This is a genomic window from Streptomyces sp. GbtcB6 (assembly GCF_019091475.1).
Taxonomy (GTDB): Bacteria; Actinomycetota; Actinomycetes; order Streptomycetales; family Streptomycetaceae; genus Streptomyces; species Streptomyces hyaluromycini.
Genome location: NZ_JAGXJL010000001.1, coordinates 586,005 through 604,253, shown reverse-complemented (window position 1 = coordinate 604,253; position 18,249 = coordinate 586,005). Strand labels below are relative to the sequence as shown.

Genomic DNA, 18,249 nt, shown 5'->3' with positions numbered 1-18,249 from the left:
CACCGGAATCGGCGATCCTGAAACCCGCACGGACACAGACCATCGGCGCGTCACGGGGGATGTGCGAGAAGAGTGGAACGCGCGCAGGAACGCACCGCCGGCGGCCCCGCCGAGCGGCCCGCCGCACCGGAGATCGACCTGGAGCTTCTGGTCCACGGCGTCGGCGGCACCACGCCCGGGAAGATGCTCGACGATCCGCGCACGGTGCGGATCACCGGCGACGACACCGCGGCCGTCTTCCGCCGTGCCGAGGACGTCGACGCCGAGTCCCGGCCCGGCGACTACCGCGACCGGCCGGTGCCCGAGGCGTACGTCTGGTGCAACCTCACCTCCGGAAACGCCTCCCGCGCGCTGTGGCTGCTGCTCCTGCCGTTCATGGTGGTCAACCTCGCCCACTGGATGCGCCCCGCCGCCCAGGACCGGCCGCGCACCGTGCGCTTCTACGGCCTGCTGGTCCGGCTCGCCGGGCTCAGCCTCACGGTGCTGCTGGTCGCCGCCGCCTGCGAGGTCGCCCTGGACCTCGCCGCCTGGCAGTGCGCGGGCGTCACCGCCTGCGCCGGCCGGCACTCCTGGCTCGGCTTCCTGTCACCCGCCGGCTCCGCGGGCGGCTGGTGGAGCGCACCCGGACGCCGGCTCGCGCTGGCCGCCCTGGTGCCCGCCGCGCTGACCGGCCTGCTCTGGTACCTCTCGCACCGCACCTGGAGCGCCTACGAGTCCACCCGGCCGCCGGCCCACGACCCCGAGCCCGGCCACACCGCCCTCGGCAGCCCCGGCTTCTGGTACGGGCGCCGGCTGGTCGCCCGGCTGCGCGCCGCCCACACCGCGGCGGGGCTGCTCACCGTCGCGGCCGCGCTCCTCGCACCGGCGGCCTCCTTCGACCGCAGGCGGGGCGGAACCGCCGTACTGGACACGATCGGGTGGCTGCTGACCGGTGCGCTGACCGCCGGGGCCCTCGCCGCGGTGTGGGTGGTCTGCCGCCGCGGCCGCAGCGAGAACCGCCTCGACCAGGAACTCGACCGGCGTCTCGTACGACGCCTGCCGCTCGGCGCCCTGGCCCTGCTGCTGCTGCTCGTGGTGGTGTACGCCTGCTGGTCCCGACCGGGGTGGCACTCCGTGGGCCGGCTCGCCGGGGACACCACCTTCGGCGGTCTGGCGCTGGCCCAGGGCGTGCTGGTGATCGTGCTCGCGGTCGTCGCCCACGACCTGCACCGCCGGCTGCCCGATCCGCGCGCCGCGATCCGCGGCCTCGGCGGGCCCGCGGTCGCGCTGCTCGCCTGCGCGCTGGGCGGAGTGATCTCGGGCGGGGTCGCCCAGCGGGTATCCGACTGGCTGGACGGCACCGGCACCTCCATCGCCGGACCTCCGGTACTGCTGACCTGGCAGGCGTCGGTGATCCCGCCGGTTCTCGGCGTGCTGCTCGCCGCGGTCGCCTGGCTGTCCTGGCGCACCTCGCGGCTCAGCCGCGTGGAACGCACCGCCGTCGACCTCGGCCACCCCGGGGAGCCGGAGGACGCGGCCCGCAGCCGCCGTATCGCCAGGGTCCGTGCCATGGCCGTCCTCACCGACCGGACGCCGCTGGTCGTCACCGTGTTGTGCGCCGCCACGCTGGTGCTGGGCGCCGGGGCGCTGGTGGGCGCGCTGGCCACCGGGGAGACACCGAACGCGGCGGCCGGCCGGACCCACACCCTGGTGCACGGTGCGGCCGAGGCCTCCCAGGCGCTCGGCTCCTGGCTGGTCGGGCTCGGCTTCATACTCTTCGTCACCTGGGGCCGGCGCGCCTACAAGGACGCCTCCGCGCGCCGCACCATCGGCATCCTCTGGGACGTCGGCACCTTCTGGCCGCGCGCCGCCCACCCCTTCGCCCCGCCCTGCTACGCCGAGCGCGCGGTCCCCGACCTGACCTGGCGGATGGACACCTGGACCCGCCGCACCGGCGGCCGGCTGGTCCTCTCCGGCCACTCCCAGGGCAGCGTCCTCGCGGCCGCGGCGGCCTGGCAGCTGACCCCGGCGGTCCGCAGACGGGTCGCCCTGCTGACGTACGGCTCCCCGCTGGAACGGCTGTACGGCCGTTGGTTCCCGGCCCACTTCGGTCCCGCCGAACTCGGCTCCCTGCACCGCGAGGTCGCCTGCTGGCGCAACCTCTACCGCCTCACCGACCCCATCGGCGGCCCCGTGCGGATCCCCGACGGCGACGGCCCGCAGGTCGACCACACGCCGCTGAAGGACCCGCTCGCCTACGGGCGCACCCCGGGCCACCCGCTCCCCGCACCCATCCTGGGCCACTCCGACTACCAGGCGGACCCGGTCTTCGCCGAGGAACGCAAGCGACTGCTGGCCCGGCTGCGCCCGGAGCTGCCCGGACAGCGGCCGCAACAGGCCGGCTGATCAGGCGACTTCGGGGAGGTCCCGCGCGTACAGCAGGGTGAGGTCGTCGGTGGTCGGGTCGGCGAGCTGGGCGACCCGGCTCGCGTGCCGCTCCACCATCGCCTCGAAAGTCTGGCGGGCGGTGCGGCCGTTGCCGAACGCGGGGCCCTTCGGGAGCACCGTGAAGTACGTCAGCAGCGCCTCGGACGCGCCCGGCGCCAGCCGGTACTCGTGCTCGTCGGCCTGCTGCTCCACGATCCGCAGCAGTTCCTCCGGGCCGTAGTCGCTGAAGGTGATGGTCCGCGAGAAACGCGACGCCACACCAGGGTTGACCGAAAGGAAGCGCTCCATCTCCTCCGTGTAGCCCGCGACGATCACCACCACGGCGTCCCGGTGGTCCTCCATCAGCTTCACCAGCGTGTCGATGGCCTCCTTGCCGAAGTCCCGCCCGGCGTCCTCCGGCGACAGCGCGTACGCCTCGTCGATGAACAGCACCCCGCCGTGCGCCCGCTGGAAGGCCTCCTGGGTGCGGATCGCCGTGGAACCGATGTGCTCGCCGACCAGGTCGACCCGGGACACCTCGACCAGATGGCCCTTCTCCAGCACCCCGAGGGAGGCGAGGATCTCGCCGTAGAGCCGGGCGACGGTCGTCTTGCCGGTGCCGGGGGAGCCGGTGAACACCAGGTGCCGCTTGACCGAGGCGGCCTTCAGACCGGCCCGCTGACGGCGCCGGCCGACCTCGATCATGTCGGTCAGCGCACGGACCTCGCGCTTGACGCTGTCCAGGCCGACCAGCGCGTCGAGCTCACCGAGCACGGCCTTGGAGGTCCGGGCCGGCTCCTCGGGCGCGACGGGGGCGAGGAGAGGCTCCTGTTCGGTGCTGCGCTGGCCGGGGATCGCGCCCAGCAGGCCTGGGGACTGGTACGAGGTCTGTACGGCCGTCTCGCGCGCCTCGGGCGGCCGCAGGCTGCCGCTCTCGTCGCTGGTGCAGTCCTCCACCACCGGGCCGGTGCCCGAGCCCGCGTCCGGGCCGCCGTCCGCGAACTCGTAACCCCCGCGCGCGCACCGCTCCGTGCGGCACTTGCGCAGCGTCGTACGGCAGCCGTCGATCACGTGGAAGCCGTAGCCGCCGCTGCCGGTGACCCGGCAGTTCTGGAAGGTGCCGCGGCCGCCCGCCGACACGTAGAAGCCCGCCTCGGCCGGGGAGTCCACGGTGCAGCGCTCGATGGTGGGGTCGGCGCCCTTGGTGACGATCACACCGGTCTGGGTGCCGTCCACCGTGCAGTTGTTGAGGGTGCCGCCGCTGCCGTGGTCGCGGAACCAGGCGCCGGTGGCCGCGTCCCGGATCCGGCAGTCGTCGAGCTGCGCGGTGGCGCCGTCGCTCACCGACACCGCCGTGTTGCGCACCTGGGAGAGGTCGCTGTCGACGACGTCCGCGCGGGAGCCGCGGTCCAGCACGAACAGGGCGTCCGGCACGTCGTGCACCCGGCAGGAGTCCAGGACCACGGTGGCGCCGTCGCTGACCCACACCGCCGGATAGTCGCCCGTGCTGTCGAAGATCTCGCACTGGTTGGCGTCCACCCGGGTGCCCGGGTCCCACACCGACAGCCCGTTGCGCCCGAACTGACGCACGGTCGTCCGTGTCAGCGTCAGCACCGAACGCGAGCGCAGGTCGACCGCGTTCTCCGGGATGTCGTGGATACGGCAGTCCGCGAGGGTCAGCACCGCGTCGGTGTCCAGCGTGACCCCGTCGGCGGTGGTGCGGTGCACATCGCAGTCGGTGAGGTGCGCCGTCGCCCGCGCGGTGACCTGCACACCGGAGCCGCGCACCTCGTAGATCTCGCAACCCACCGCTTCCAGCGCGGAGTTCTCCCCGGTCGCCGTCATGCCCGTGCCCGAGGCGTGGTGCACCCGGCAGCGCTCGAGCCGGGGGTGACCGCCGCCGCGCACCGCCACGCCCGCCTGACCGGCCGCCACGACCTCGCACTCCTCGAACACCCCGCCGCCGCCGTCGAGTACGGCGATGCCGATGCCGGCCGGGTTGTCCACGGTGCACCGCCGCACGGTGGGCCGGGCTCCGCCGCGCACCTCGATCCCGGCGGCGGACCGGGTGACGATCCGCACGTCCAGCAGCTCGGGAGTGCCCTCCTCGACCAGCAGCGCGGGCGCGGCCGCGTCCTGGCCCTCGACATGCAGGTCCTGCACGACCGCCGAGGCCCGCACGGTCAGCGGGACCCCGTCCACGGGGGCGATGCGCACCGAGCCGGGCGAGCCCTCCGGGCCGCGCAGCGTGACTGCGCGCTGGACGACGAGGTTCTCCCGGTAGGTGCCGGGCGCGACCGTGAGGACGTCGCCGTCGGCGGCGGCCTCCAGGGCGGCGGCGAGCGAGGCGTACTCACCTGTGCGGCGCCGCCACCTCGATGTGCCGGTGTGCGTCACCTGGACCGTGCCCTGTGCCATGGCGTTGCCGTGCCCCCACCTCGTCGTACAGATCGCTCGCTCGCCTTCGGGGCGCCACCGCGGACGGTGCCCGGCCCCTGTGGTTCGCTCGCGCGCGGGTCGATGCCGAATGCGCTTCGGCCGGTCCACCGTAGCGTGCGCCGAGGTGGTGGGTTGACCAGAGACGGAAGGCCGTCAGCTGCCCGTGCCGGCCTTGCCCCAGTCCGGGCCCGCCCGGTCCCAGGCCTGGTCCCAACGTGCGTACCTGCGACGGACCATACGCCAGACGATCATGCGCCTGGCGCTGTCGACCAGTCCCGCGGTGAGCAGGGCCGCGCCGAACCCGGCCAGCACCGCGTGGGTCGTCGCCGTCACGGTGTCCAGCGGGCGGGCCGTTATGACGCCGTGCCGGTCCGTCCAGACGTCGAAGTGGTCGCCCTTGTGCGGGGATTTGAGAGTCGTCAGGACCGGGCCGTGCTGCCGGGTGCCGTCCGGCGCGGTCCAGTCGGCGAGGACGCGGCTGCGGTTGTCGTGGGCGCTGGTGGCGTCGGGGTCGGGCTCCACCGGGGCGCCGCCCAGCTTGCGCACCACCGTGGCCATGACGAGATGCCGGTCGTGCTGCTGCTGCCGGACCGAGCGCTGCAGGGTGCTCTGGGCGGCGGCGCCGACGAACGAGCCGAGCACCGGCGCGGCCACCACGATCAGCACCAGCGCCACCAGGGCCACCCAGGCCTCCACCAGGTCGGTCGCGCGGCGCAGCGGATTGCGCCGCCACCGCCACAGGCCGCGGATCGCTCGCACCGACCACCACCCCCTTCCCGCTCCGTGATAACCCCCGCCCGGTCCGTTCACCCGGGACCCGGGCCGAAGAGAGAGCGAAATCACCCCCGGCCGGGACTCTCATGACCTTCTCACGACCCCAACGACCGGGCCGCGGGCTTGGGTTCCCGCCGGGCGGTGGAGATCGGTCGATACCCGGGATGCGGACGAGGCCCGGACAAGGACGGGTGGGGCGAACCGCTTTGGGCGGCCGGGAGGGGATCTGGTGGTGGCGGCCCGGGAGGAGGCGGTCGGGGGAGTGGGGGACCGGACGAAGACGGTCTGGTGACTGTTCCGGCGGCGAAGCTCGGGTGGCGAAGGCTCGGGTGGCGAAGGCTCGGGTGGCGACGGTTCGGGTTTGGGGCGGATCGCATGGTGGCGGCTCGACGGCAGGGGCCCTGGGCGGCGTTGGCCGGAGCGTGGGTGGCTCGGGCCGGGGACGCCGGGCCGGCGCTACCGTTCGGCCGCCGGGACCGCGAGGGCACCGGCACCGTTCGGCCCCCGGAATCTCAGTCGAGGACCCGGACCGGGTCCCCCACCCGGATCGTGCCGGGGGAGCGCGGTACCAGGTTCTGGCCGAAGACCAGCTGGTTGCCGAACCTGCGGTGCCGTGCCAGCGTCCGCAGCGGCTCCCTGCCGCGCTCGGCGGTGATCTGGTCGGTCGTGGTCACAACGCACCGCCCGCACATCTTCGCGACCCGGAACTCGACCTCGCCGATGGCGATCCGTCTCCAGTCGTCCTCGGCCCAGGCCCGCGTGCCGCGCACGACCACGTTCGGCCGGAACCGGTTCATGGGCAGCGGGCCCTCGGCGGCATGCTCGCCCTGCGCGATCAGGGAGTTGAGGACGTCCAGCGAGGCCTCTGTGGTGACCAGCAGGGGATAGCCGTCGGCGAAGCTCACGGTCTCGCCCGGCAGCGCGTGGTCCGGGTCGATCGGGCGGCGGGTCGCGGGGGCGTCCATGTGGGCGAGGCGGACGTCGGCCTCCAGATACGCGCCGCACCACGCATGGGCCGCCTCCGCGGCGAGGACCGCCTCCACCTTCGTGCCGAAGATGTCCACGGGCACCGTGACCCCCGGATCCGGGACCGGCACCGTCAGGGGCGTGCGCCCGGGCGCGCACAGACGTACGCCGCCACCGGGCAGCAGCTCGGCAGCGGCCAGCGCGAGGCGTGGTTCTGAACGCTGGGTGACGACCTTTCCCCCGTCGTCGATCAGAACCCAGCGTCGGTCACCGGCCAGCCCCCAGGGCTCCACGACGGCCTCCCGGGGCGAGAAGCCCCGGAGCGCCTTGACCGGGTGAACGTGGATCGACTGCAGTTCGGCCATCCCCATGACGCCATCGTGCCAGGCCGCACGGACATCGGGGGGTGCCGATCAGTAGCCGCGGTACTGCTGCTGTTGCTGGTTGTTGTACGGGTCCTGGTACGGAGCCGTCGGCGCGGGGCGCGGAGCCGCCGGGCGCATCGCCTCGTAACCCGTGCCGCCCATCATCGGACGGGGCGGCTGCGGCTGCTGCGCGGGGTAGGCGCGCGGTCCCGTCGCCTGCTGGGGGATGTACGCCGTGGGCGCCTGCTGCAGCGGCGCGGGCTGCTGCATCTGCTGCGGGTAGCCGTAGCCCGGGGCCGGCTGGGAGGGACCCGCCGGGAGGGCGGGCAGTGCCGCCGGCAGCGCGGGCAGGTTGCTGAAGCTGCTGCCCGTGTCGTAGGCGGGAGGGACCCGGATCGGGGCGATCTGCGGGGTGCCCCGCTCGGCCACGAGCGAGTCGTAGATCGGAGTGTCCGGGAAGGAGGCGGAGTAGTAGCCGCCGCCATAGGTGGAGCGGGGGGAGGTCATGGCACATAAGTTAAGCCCACGATGTGCTGGTTGGGGAGACCGATAAGAGGGTTGTTTTCCGTGTCGGCAGTGACGCCGGATCCCCAATCCGAGCGAACTCGGCAAAAAAGGACGGCAATCAGCGTTCTGATCGTGTAAAGGCCGAGTTCCGAGCCGGTTACCTGCGGTTGGCCAGGGATCTTCCTGTGCCGCTCATGGGAGATCCCTGTCCCCGGGAATAGGTTGTGAGGGTAGGGATGACCTGGGACCGCCGGGGCGCGCCCGGCATGCCGACACATGATGGGGGCGGACATGTCAATGCCGAAAGGATCGAATACGCCGGTGCCGACCACGGCACTGCGGGTCGAATTGGGCTGGCGCCCCGGTCCGGGTGCCCCCGACGCGGACGCCTCGGCGCTGCTGCTGGTCGCCGGGAAAGTGCGCTCCGACGGCGACTTCGTCTTCTACAACCAGCCGGCGCACACCTCGGGCGCGGTCCGGCACGAGGGCAAGCGGCGCTCCGGTGACCTGGTCACCGACACTCTTTTCGTCGACCTCGCGCGCGTGGAAGCCCCGATCGAGCGGATCGTCCTCGCGGCCTCGGCCGACGGCGGAACGTTTGGGCAGGTCCCCGGCCTCTACGCCGAGGTCCGGAACGCGGCGGACGAAACCGTGGTCGCCCGGTTCGACAGCACGGGCGCCACGGTGGAAACCGCTTTCGTGCTCGGTGAGTTGTACCGCCGCCAGGGCGGCTGGAAGTTCCGTGCGGTGGGGCAGGGGTACAGCAGCGGGCTGGAAGGGCTCGCCACCGATTTCGGCATCACGGTGGACGAGCCGCAGCACCCGGCGCAGCCGCCCGGGCCGCAGGTCACCCCGCCCGTCGCCGGTCCGCTCACGCGGCCGGCCCCGGCTCCGGTCTCCCCGCCGGTCCCCGCTCCCGTCTCCCCGCCGCGGCCCGGCGGCCCGCCCTTCCCGCAGTACCCGGCGCCGACCTCCGCCGGTCTGCCCGTCCCGCCGCCCCCGCCGACGGCGCCGTCCGCCCCCGTAAGGCTGTCCAAGGTGACGCTCACCAAGGCGGCCCCCTCCGTCTCCCTGGCCAAACAGGGCGGCACCTCGGGCGAGCTGCGGGTCAACCTCAACTGGCAGGTCCGCAAACAGCTCCCCGGCTGGGGCGGCCGGCGCGGCGGAGCGGGCGCCCTCGACCTCGACCTGTGCGCCCTGTACGAGCTCGCCGACGGCCGCAAGGGCGTCGTCCAGGCGCTGGGCAACGCCTTCGGCTCTCTCAAGCGGCCGCCGTACATCCACCTCGACGGCGACGACCGCACCGGCGCCGTGTCGAGCGGGGAGAACCTCACCGTCAACCTCGATCACAAGCAGGACTTCCGGCGCATCCTGATCTTCGTGACGATCTATCAGGGCGCCACGTCCTTCGCCGACCTGCACGCCACGGTCACGCTCCAGCCCCAGCACGGCGCCCCGGTCGACTTCTCCCTGGACGAGTGCACGGTTCCCTCGACGGTGTGCGCGCTCGCCCTGCTCACCAACACCGGTGGTGACCTGGTCGTGCAGCGCGAGGCGCGCTACCTGGTCCCGGAACGGGGGGTGAGCCCGCAGCGGACCGTCGACCGCGCCTACGGCTGGGGCATGAACTGGACGCCCGGCCGCAAGTGACGCGAAGGACGGTCAGCCTTCGTCGGCGACCGTGTCGGGACGCGCGTACGTACGGCCCTTCCAGGCCGCCCCGCGCCCCCGGTAGTGCTGTACCGCCGAGTCGACCGTCATGAGGAGGTAGAGGAACGCGGTGAACGGCAGCAGCGGGGCGAGCCACAGCGGCTGCCGGTAGTAGCGGAGCATCGGTACGTACGTCGCGGTCATCACCAGCCAGGCCGCGGCGCCGAGGAGCAGCGCCGCCGCGCTGCCGGTGACCGCCCCCGCCAGCACTGCCGCCGGCGGCACCAGGTACACCAGCGCGAGACCGGCGACCGTACCGAGGAGCAGCAGCGGGTTGTGCCGCAGCTGCGCGTACGCGCTGCGGGAGACCATCCGCCACAGGTCGTGCAGGCGCGGATAGGGGCGCACGCTGTCCACCCGGTCGGCGAGCCCCAGCCAGATGTGCCCTCCGGTGGCCTTCACCGCGCGGGCGAGTGCCACGTCGTCGATCACGGCGTGCCGGATGGCGTCAGGGATGCGCGCCCTCTCGGCCGTGCCGGCGCGCAGCAGGACACAGCCGCCCGCCGCTGCCGTCGTGCGCGAGCCCTTCCGGCCGATCCGGCGGAACGGGTACAGCTGAGCGAAGAAGTAGACGAAGGCGGGCACCACGAGCCGCTCCCACAGGCTTGCCACCCGCAGCCGGGCCATTTGCGAGACCACGTCGAAGCCCCCGGTGTCGGCGGCCGCCACCAGCATCCGCAGGCTGTCCCGCTCGTGCGCGATGTCGGCGTCCGTGAGCAGCAGGTACTCGGGGCCACGCGCGCGTGCCAGAGCGATGCCGTGCCGTACCGCCCACAGCTTGCCCGTCCAGCCCGCCGGCGGCTCACCGGGCGAGGTCACGGTCAGTGGCAGCCCGCCATGGCGCGCGGCCAGCTCCCGGGCCAGCTCCCCGGTGCCGTCCGTACTGCCGTCGTCGACCAGGAACACCTCCGCCCGACCCGGATAGTCCTGCGCCAGCAGCGACGGCAGACTCAGGGGAAGCACCGCGGCCTCGTCCCGGGCCGGGACGACCACGCACACGTCCGGCCACTGAGCGGGCTCGCGCCGGGGCGGCAGCCGGACGTCGGTGCGCCAGAAGAAGCCCTGGCAGAGCAGCAGCCACAGCCAGGCGGCGAGGGATACGGCGGCGGTCCACGCGATGGCGCTCACCCGCGCAGTCTGCCCCATCGGACCTGCTCCCAACGGCCCATCGTCTATCGTGGCCGGGTGAAGATCGCGCTCATCGACTCCGGAATCGGCCTGCTGGCGGCTACCGCAGCGGTACGGCGGCTGCGCCCCGACGCCGATCTCGTCCTCTCGTTCGACCCCGAGGGCATGCCCTGGGGACCCCGTACCCCCGAGGGCATCACCGAGCGTGCCGTGGCCGTCGCCGAGGCCGCCGCCGCCCGCCGGCCCGACGCGCTGATCATCGGCTGCAACACGGCCACCGTGAACTCCCTGTCGGCGCTGCGCGCGCGCCTGGAACCCGGTATCCCGGTCATCGGCACGGTCCCGGCGATCAAGCCGGCCGCCGCCGGCGGCGGCCCCGTCGCGATCTGGGCGACCCCTGCGACCACGGGCAGCGCGTATCAGCGGGGCCTCATCGAGGAATTCGCCGGCGGTGTGCCGGTCACCGAGGTGCCCTGCTGGGGGCTGGCCGAGGCCGTGGAGCACGCCGACCAGGCCGCCGTCGACGCCGCCGTGACCGCGGCGGCCGAGCTCACCCCCGACGATGTAACGACCGTCGTCCTGGGGTGCACCCATTACGAACTCCTGGCGGAACGTATCCGCGCCGCCGTCCAGCGCCCCGGCGCCGCACCCCTCGCCCTGCACGGCTCCGCCGGTGCGGTGGCCGCCCAGGCGCTTCGCCGGATCGGTGCGCAGCCGGCCCCCGGCGCACCGGCCACCGGCACGGTGACGGTGCTGCTCAACGGCCGGGAAGGCGAGCTGCCCGAGGCCGCGCTCAGCTACGCCGAGGCCCGCCTGCTGCGCACGGCCAGTCCTGCCGCGTCCCAGTGACCCCCCGGGGCCGGGGATACCGCCCGACGTGAGCAGTCACCCTCCGCAACGCGGTACCCGCGCAGCGAAACGTGAGTAATCTCGTAGACATGAGGGACCACCCCCGCGACCACTCTCCGGACAAGGGCGCCCCGCACCCGGATGTCTGGACCGGGCGCGCCACGAACCGGGTCCAGTGGCTGCTCGCGCTGGTCGGCGCGGCGTGCATGGCGCTCGGTATCGAACTGGCCGTGGACTCCGCCTGGAACTCGGGGATCGCCCCGCTGGTGATGTCGGTCGTGGGCTGCATCGCGGCCGGGCTGCTGGTCCTCTTCGGCACCCTTGCCTTCGTGCACGTCGACCTGAGGCTCGACAAGGAGTGCCTCGAAATCCGCTGCGGTCATATAGGAGTACCGCGGCGTCGTATTCCGCTCTCCCATGTGGTCGGCGCCGACTTCTCCCCGCAGATCACCCCGCGCCACTGGGGCGGCTGGGGCTACCGCTGGCGCCCCGAGAAGGGCACAGCCGTCGTCGTCCGTCGCGGCGAGGGCATCGTCCTGAGTCTGTGGGACGGCCATACCTTCACCATCACCGTGGACAACGCCGAGTCTGCGGTGCGGGTCATCAGGGAACGCCTGCGGACGATCACACCGGGTACGGCTCACTGACGTAGTTCGCGCACAGGGCTGGACCGCACAGGGCTGCATCACATCTGGCTGGATCACATGTGCCTGGATCACATGTGCCTGGGCCACACACCCGTATGGCTCAACCGCCCGGCACCGCCGCCACCCCCGCCACCCACGGGCGTGCCGTCGCCAGGCCCGCCAGCAGGCCCGCGCCCGCCGACACCGTCGTGAAACTCAGCGCGTTGCCGACCGCGGCGATCGCGGCCAGGGCGGTGAGTGCCGCGCCCGCGGTGAGGGTGACCGGTGTGGAGCGGGGGGACCGCCACAGGGCGTAGAGGATCCAGCAGAACGCGGTGGCCAGCAGCAGGACACCGACCAGGCCCTGTTCGGCGGCCTGCTGGAGCGGGGCGGAGTGTGGTTTGCCGTCGGGCAGCAGGGCCCCGGGCGCGGTGCCGCTCAGCTCGCCGAAGCGCCCCGGGCCGACGCCCAGGCCGGTGTTCCGGTGCGCGAGACGCACGGCGTCCCGCCACAGCTGCACGCGGTGCTCGGCGAGGGGGCCCGCCAGGGCGGAGGTGAGGCCGGCGGGCAGGACGTTCGCGGCGACCGCCCAGACCGTGCCCGCCACCAGGGCGGCCGCCAGAGCCAGCCCGGCGATGCCCGGCCCCCGCCGCCGCACCCGGCCGGCGGCGAGGGAGCACAGCAGGACGACGGCACTGGCCGCGCAGCCCGGTCCCGAGCCGACGGCCGCCCCGGCCGCCGCGATGCCGGCGGCCAGCATCCGCAGTCCGAACCGAAGCGCCGGAACCGGCGTCGCCCAAGCGGCACAGCACGCGCCGCCCGTCGCGAGAGCCAGCAGCGCCGCGACGGCGCCGGCATGACCGAGCGGGGTCGTGAACTGGGGGCCCGGAGCCACCTGAGGCATCGCCACCGCGAGCGTCAGCCCGGCCAGTGCGCCCGCACACGGCGCGGCGACCGGCAGCAGCGACCCGGACACCCGGCCCGCGGCATAGCCCGCGGCCACCGCGAGCACCGCCAGCAGTACACCCTCGGGCCGTCCGTCGCGACCCGTCGCGGAGATCAGCGGCCACACTGCGCAGGCCCCGAGCACCACGACGCCCACCACGTCAGAAACGTTTCGTCTGTCGTTGTCCGCGGCCGTCTCGGCAGCGGACGTCATCCCGGTCGACCCCACCGTCGCCCCCCGTACCCCGGTCCCCCGACCTGCGGCAGGCCCCGCCGCCCGCCTCGGCACACCGTAACCTCTGATGCCCGCTTTGTGGACGACTTGCGCGGGAACGGTGTGATTCCTGCATGCCGAGACCGTGCTGTCGGCCGCAAGGTCAACCGCCGTACACTCCCCGGGTGACCGTCACCGCAACTTCCGTGGACCAGTCGGACCAGCTCACGCCGCGTCCCGCCCCCCGCGCACGCGCCCTCCGGCTGCTCCGCCGCCTGGTCCCGGCCGCCGCCTCCGCCCTCAGCGGAGTGCTGCTGTACGTCAGCTTCCCGCCGCGCACCCTGTGGTGGCTGGCCCTGCCCGCCTTCGCCGGATTCGCATGGGTACTGCGCGGCCGCACCTGGAAGGCGGCCCTCGGTCTCGGCTATGTCTTCGGTCTCGGCTTCCTGCTGCCGCTGCTGGTGTGGACCGGCGTCGAGGTCGGCCCCGGGCCGTGGGTCGCGCTGGTGGCCATCGAGGCGATCTTCATCGCACTGGTCGGTGTGGGTGTGGCCGCGGTCTCCAAGCTCCCGGCCTGGCCGGTGTGGGCGGCCGCCATATGGATCGCGGGCGAGGCGGTACGCGCGCGCGTGCCCTTCCGCGGCTTTCCCTGGGGCAAGATCGCCTTCGGCCAGGCGGACGGCGTCTTCCTGCCGCTCGCCGCGCTGGGCGGCACCCCGGTGCTCGGTTTCGCCGTAGTCCTGTGCGGGTTCGGTCTCTACGAGGCGGGGCGGTTGGCCGTCGAGGGCCGGCGCACCCGCGAGATCCGCCGCGGGGCGGCGGCCGCGGCCCTGCTGAGCGTGGCCGTGCCGGTGGTGGGCGCGGTCGCGGCGCGGACGCTGGTGAGCGACAAGGCCGAGGACGGCGCCGTCACCGTCGCGGTCATCCAGGGCAACGTGCCGCGCGCCGGCCTGGAGTTCGCGGCCCAGCGGCAGGCCGTACTCGACTACCACGTGAAGGAGACGCTGAAGCTCGCCGCGGACATCAAGGCGGGCAAGGCCGCCAAGCCCGACTTCGTGCTGTGGCCGGAGAACTCCTCCGACGTCGACCCGTTCGCCGACGCCGACGCGGCCGCCGTGATCGACGAGGCCGCCAAGGCGGTGGGCGTCCCCATTTCGGTGGGCGGGGTCGTCGAGCGGGACGGCAAGCTGCTCAACGAGCAGATCCTGTGGGACCCGGTCAAGGGCCCGACGTCGACGTACGACAAGCGGCAGATCCAGCCCTTCGGCGAGTACCTCCCGCTGCGCGGTCTGGTCGGCGCCGTCAACAAGAACTGGACCAGCATGGTCCGCCAGGACTTCAGCCGGGGCACGAAGCCCGGTGTGTTCGACATCGACGGCACCAAGGTCGGCCTCGCCACCTGCTACGAGGCGGCCTTCGACTGGGACGTGCGGGACACCGTCACGCACGGCGCCGAGATGATCTCCGTGCCGAGCAACAACGCCACCTTCGACCGCAGCGAGATGACCTACCAGCAGCTCGCCATGTCCCGGATCCGCGCGGTCGAGCACAGCCGGACCGTCACCGTGCCGGTGACCAGCGGCGTGAGCGCGATCATCATGCCGGACGGGAAGATCACCCAGAAGACCGGCATGTTCGTGCCCGCCTACCTGGTCCAGAAGGTGCCGCTGCGCACCTCTGAGACGCCCGCGACCAGGCTGGGCATCCTGCCCGAGATCGCGCTGGTGCTGGTCGCCGCGGGTGGGGTCGGCTGGGCGATCGGGTCCGGAATGCGCGGCCGGCGCGCCGGTGACGCGTAGCCGTACACCCGCTGTACGCCCCGTGGTTCCGGCCGGGTGCGAGGAACCGGGAGGTTAGGGTCGCCTCATGGCTACTCCTGACTTCATCCGCGCGATCCGCGCCTCCGCGGGCCACCAGCTGCTCTGGCTGCCCGGGATCACCGCCATCGTCTTCGACGACGAGGGCAGAGTGCTCCTGGGCCGCCGCACCGACACCCGCAAGTGGTCGGTCATCGGCGGCATTCCGGAGCCGGGGGAGCAGCCCGCGGCCTGCGCCGTGCGGGAGGTCTTCGAGGAGACGGCGGTGCGCTGTGTCGCCGAGCGGGTGGTCCTCGTCCAGGCGCTGGAGCGCGTCACCTACCCGAACAGTGATGTCTGCCAGTACATGGACATCACCTTCCGCTGCCGGGCCGTCGGCGGCGAGGCCCGCGTGAACGACGACGAGTCGCTGGAAGTGGCCTGGTTCGACGTGGACGCACTGCCGGAGCTGAACGAGTTCGGTGTGTTCCGGATCAAGCAGGCGCTGTCGGATGCACCCACATGGTTCGACGCTACGGCTTTCAGCTGAAGTATGTGTGCTGACGCTATGCGGGAGCGGGTGGGCGCCGCCTAGGGTCCACCCATGAGCTCGCCCAGCACCCGCACCGCCCCCGCCCTCGACCTGCACGGCCGCACCGCCCTGGTCACCGGCGCCGCCGGAGGCATCGGCCGCGCCTGCACCCTGCGTCTCGCGGCGGCCGGCGCCCGGGTCAGAGCCGTCGACCGGGACGCGACGGGGCTGGCCGAGCTCGTGGACTTCGCCGGGCGGGCCCGGGGCGCGGCGGGCGGCGGTGCCGTCGAGCCGTACGTCCTCGATCTCACCGACCTGGACGCGGCCGAACGCGCCGCCGCCGGCACCGACGTCCTCGTCAACAACGCGGGTCTTCAACTGGTGCGCCCCATCGAGGAGTTCCCGCCGGACGTCTTCCACACCGTACTGACCGTGATGCTGGAGGCGCCGTTCCGGTTGATCCGGGGCGCGCTGCCGCACATGTACGCGCAGGGCTGGGGGCGGATCGTGAACGTGTCCTCCGTCCACGGGCTGCGCGCCTCTGCCTACAAGTCCGCCTATGTGGCCGCCAAACACGGTCTGGAGGGGCTGTCGAAGACGGCCGCTCTGGAGGGCGCGCCCCATGGGGTGACCTCGAACTGTGTGAACCCCGGCTATGTGCGCACCCCACTGGTCGAGAAGCAGCTCGCCGATCAGGCCCGGGCGCACGGCATCCCCGAGGAGCGGGTGCTGTCCGAGGTGCTCCTGACCGACAGCGCCGTCAAGCGGCTCGTGGAACCGGAGGAGGTGGCCGAGGCCGTGGCCTACCTCTGCGCTCCCCAGGCGTCCTTCGTCACGGGCACCTCGCTGGTGCTCGACGGCGGTTGGACGGCCCACTGACGGGACGGGCCGGACACCCGCCGGCCCGCGAGTTTTCCACAGGCCCGACGGGCCGGAGCGGCGATGCGGAATCCTGTGACCATGTCTCGCAATCACGTGCAGTCCGCCAGGCGGCCGGCCCCGGCCCTGGCGGCCGGTGCCCTCGACCTGGGCGCCGAAGTGCCGGGGGCCGCCGAGCCGGCGTACCTCGAACTGCTGGCCAGGGGTGCCTCGGCGGAGGCGTACGAGCAGCCGGTGCTGCTCGCCCGCGCAGAGAACCGGTCACCGGAGCGGATCGCCGCCCTGGAGCGGGCCAAGCTGCTCGCGCTGCGGGTCCGCGGCGAGCTGGAGGGCAGACGCCGGCGCGAGGCCGAGCTGTCCGCCCTGTTCGAGACCGCGCACGACCTGGCGGGACTGCGGGACGTGGACGCCGTACTCCAGGCGATCGTCCAGCGCGCCCGTTCCCTGCTCGGCACGGACGTCGCCTATCTGAGCCTGAACGACCCGGCGCGCGGCGACACCTACATGCGGGTCACCGAGGGTTCGGTCGCGGCCCGCTTCCAGCAGTTGCGGCTCGGCATGGGGGAGGGGCTCGGCGGACTCGTCGCGCAGACCGCGCGGCCGTACGTCACCGACGACTACTTCAAGGACGACCGCTTCCAGCACACGCTCACCATCGATGCCGGGGTTCGCGACGAGGGCCTGGTCGCCATCCTCGGCGTCCCGCTGATGCTGGGACCGCACGTCATCGGGGTGCTGTTCGCCGCGGACCGGCGGGCACGCGTCTTCGAACGGGAGCAGATCGCCCTGCTCGGCTCCTTCGCCGCGCTCGCCGCGGCCGCCATCGACACGGCGAACCTGCTCACCGAGACCCGTTCGGCCATGGCCGGCCTGGAGCGGGCCAACGAGATCATCAAGGACCGCAGCGCGGTCATCGAACGTGCCTCGGACGTCCACGACCGGCTCGCCGAGCTCGTGCTGCGCGGCGGCCAGGTCCGTGACGTGGCCGCCGCCGTGTCCCAGATCCTGGGCGGCACGGTCGAGTTCACCGACACCGCCGACCCCCGGTCGCTGGAGACGTCGCGCACGGAGGGGCACGCGGTACGGCACGGCCACGACTGGATCGCCGCGGTCGCCGCGGGCGGCGAACTCCTCGGCGCGCTGGTGCTCCGCGGCCATCCCGGCCTGGACCCCGTCGACCAGCGGACTCTGGAGCGCGCCGCGATGGTCACCTCACTGCTCCTGCTGGCCCGCCGCTCCGCCGCCGAGGCCGAACAGCGGGTGCGCGGCGAACTGCTGGACGACCTTCTCGACGCCCGCGACCGGGAGCCGCGCCAACTGCGCGACCGCGCCGCCCGGTTGCACGCCGACCTCGACGCCGCCCACGTCGTGCTCGCCGCCCGCCTGGACGGCCCCGCGGCGGACGCCGAGGAGGCGGCGGCAGCGCGCCGCCGGCTGTGGTCGGCCGCCTCCCACCTCGCCACCACCCGGCACGGCCTGGCCGCCGCCCGCGACGGCGGCACCGTCGTGCTGCTGCCCCTCGACCCCGGCGAGACCGCCACCGACCTCGCCCGGCGCACCGCGCGGCAGCTCGGCACCGCCGTCCACCAGCCGGTGACCGTGGGCGCCTCCGCCCCCGTCGCCGACCTCGCGACCCGCCCCGACACCGTGGCTGCCGCGTATGCCGAGGGCCGCCGCTGCCTCGACGCTCTGAACCTGCTCGGCCGGGGCGGGGACGGTGCCGCCGCCGAGGACTTCGGCTTCCTCGGCCTGCTCCTCGCCGGCGAACGGGACGTCACCGCGTTCGTCACGCACACCATCGGCCCGGTCGTCGCCTACGACACACGGCGCGGCACGGAACTGCTGCGCACCCTCGACGCGTACTTCGCCTGCGGGATGAGCCCGGCCCGCACCAAGGACGAACTCCACGTCCACGTGAACACGGTGGCCCAGCGGCTGGAGCGGGTGGCCCGCCTCCTCGGCGACGACTGGCAGCAGCCGGCCCGCGCCCTGGAGATCCAACTGGCCCTGCGCCTGCACCGGTTGGGGGCGGCACCGGAGCGCCGCTGATCCCGGGGGCCGGGCCAGCGGTGCGGGCTCAGCGGGGGTGGGGGGTACGTCTTCGGTGCGCGCC

The 18,249-nt window shown here is 73.5% G+C and carries 14 protein-coding genes; 8 read left to right on the top strand and 6 right to left on the bottom strand.

Annotated elements, in window-relative coordinates:
- Window positions 1-72: 72 nt before the first annotated feature.
- Window positions 73-2,385, top strand: a complete 2,313-nt coding sequence (locus tag KVT45_RS02735) for a hypothetical protein (RefSeq protein WP_217544801.1) — start codon at window positions 73-75, stop codon at window positions 2,383-2,385.
- Here KVT45_RS02735 and KVT45_RS02730 read toward each other — a convergent pair whose 3' ends face one another.
- The 4 genes from KVT45_RS02730 to KVT45_RS02715 all read right to left on the bottom strand — a co-directional run bounded on the left by KVT45_RS02730 (window position 2,386) and on the right by KVT45_RS02715 (window position 7,457).
- On the bottom strand, window positions 2,386-4,824 hold the full coding sequence (locus tag KVT45_RS02730; RefSeq protein ID WP_217544800.1) for a right-handed parallel beta-helix repeat-containing protein: 2,439 nt from the start codon (window positions 4,822-4,824) through the stop codon (window positions 2,386-2,388).
- A 174-nt stretch (window positions 4,825-4,998) separates the two neighbouring features.
- The gene (locus KVT45_RS02725) at window positions 4,999-5,604 is read right to left on the bottom strand and encodes a hypothetical protein (protein WP_217544799.1); all 606 of its coding nucleotides are present in this window, start codon (window positions 5,602-5,604) and stop codon (window positions 4,999-5,001) included.
- A 527-nt stretch (window positions 5,605-6,131) separates the two neighbouring features.
- Window positions 6,132-6,956 carry an MOSC domain-containing protein gene (locus tag KVT45_RS02720; RefSeq protein ID WP_217544798.1) on the bottom strand — a complete coding sequence of 275 codons (825 nt, stop codon included), beginning with the start codon at window positions 6,954-6,956 and terminating at the stop codon, window positions 6,132-6,134.
- 42 nt (window positions 6,957-6,998) lie between these two features.
- A complete protein-coding gene (locus tag KVT45_RS02715; RefSeq protein ID WP_217544797.1) occupies window positions 6,999-7,457 on the bottom strand; it encodes a DUF6643 family protein in 459 nt (152 codons plus the stop codon).
- 279 nt (window positions 7,458-7,736) lie between these two features.
- On the opposite strand from KVT45_RS02715, the gene KVT45_RS02710 reads away from it, so the two are divergent.
- On the top strand, window positions 7,737-9,107 hold the full coding sequence (locus tag KVT45_RS02710; protein WP_217544881.1) for a TerD family protein: 1,371 nt from the start codon (window positions 7,737-7,739) through the stop codon (window positions 9,105-9,107).
- Window positions 9,108-9,119: 12 nt separating this feature from the next.
- Here the strand turns inward: KVT45_RS02710 and KVT45_RS02705 are convergent, their stop codons facing one another.
- Window positions 9,120-10,313 (bottom strand): glycosyltransferase, encoded by a 1,194-nt coding sequence (locus KVT45_RS02705; RefSeq protein WP_217544796.1) that lies wholly within the window; start codon window positions 10,311-10,313, stop codon window positions 9,120-9,122.
- A gap of 39 nt (window positions 10,314-10,352) precedes the next feature.
- Here KVT45_RS02705 and KVT45_RS02700 point away from each other — a divergent pair, with 39 nt between their 5' ends.
- Together KVT45_RS02700 and KVT45_RS02695 are read left to right on the top strand one after the other, a co-directional pair.
- The gene (locus tag KVT45_RS02700) at window positions 10,353-11,144 is read left to right on the top strand and encodes a glutamate racemase (protein ID WP_217544795.1); all 792 of its coding nucleotides are present in this window, start codon (window positions 10,353-10,355) and stop codon (window positions 11,142-11,144) included.
- 89 nt (window positions 11,145-11,233) lie between these two features.
- Complete coding sequence (locus tag KVT45_RS02695; RefSeq protein WP_217544794.1) at window positions 11,234-11,791, top strand: hypothetical protein; 558 nt, start codon at window positions 11,234-11,236, stop codon at window positions 11,789-11,791.
- A gap of 100 nt (window positions 11,792-11,891) precedes the next feature.
- Here KVT45_RS02695 and KVT45_RS02690 read toward each other — a convergent pair whose 3' ends face one another.
- On the bottom strand, window positions 11,892-12,929 hold the full coding sequence (locus KVT45_RS02690; protein ID WP_217544793.1) for an O-antigen ligase: 1,038 nt from the start codon (window positions 12,927-12,929) through the stop codon (window positions 11,892-11,894).
- Window positions 12,930-13,114: 185 nt separating this feature from the next.
- Between KVT45_RS02690 and lnt the strand changes: the two genes are divergently transcribed.
- From lnt to KVT45_RS02670, 4 genes are all read left to right on the top strand, one after another.
- Complete coding sequence (lnt, locus tag KVT45_RS02685) at window positions 13,115-14,728, top strand: apolipoprotein N-acyltransferase (protein ID WP_217544792.1); 1,614 nt, start codon at window positions 13,115-13,117, stop codon at window positions 14,726-14,728.
- Window positions 14,729-14,795: 67 nt separating this feature from the next.
- On the top strand, window positions 14,796-15,275 hold the full coding sequence (locus KVT45_RS02680) for an NUDIX domain-containing protein (RefSeq protein WP_217544791.1): 480 nt from the start codon (window positions 14,796-14,798) through the stop codon (window positions 15,273-15,275).
- Between the two features lie 54 nt (window positions 15,276-15,329).
- Entirely contained in the window at window positions 15,330-16,136 is an 807-nt protein-coding gene (locus KVT45_RS02675) for a 3-hydroxybutyrate dehydrogenase (protein WP_217544790.1), read from the top strand.
- Window positions 16,137-16,217: 81 nt separating this feature from the next.
- Window positions 16,218-18,185 carry a GAF domain-containing protein gene (locus KVT45_RS02670; protein WP_217544789.1) on the top strand — a complete coding sequence of 656 codons (1,968 nt, stop codon included), beginning with the start codon at window positions 16,218-16,220 and terminating at the stop codon, window positions 18,183-18,185.
- The last annotated feature ends 64 nt before the right edge of the window (window positions 18,186-18,249 follow it).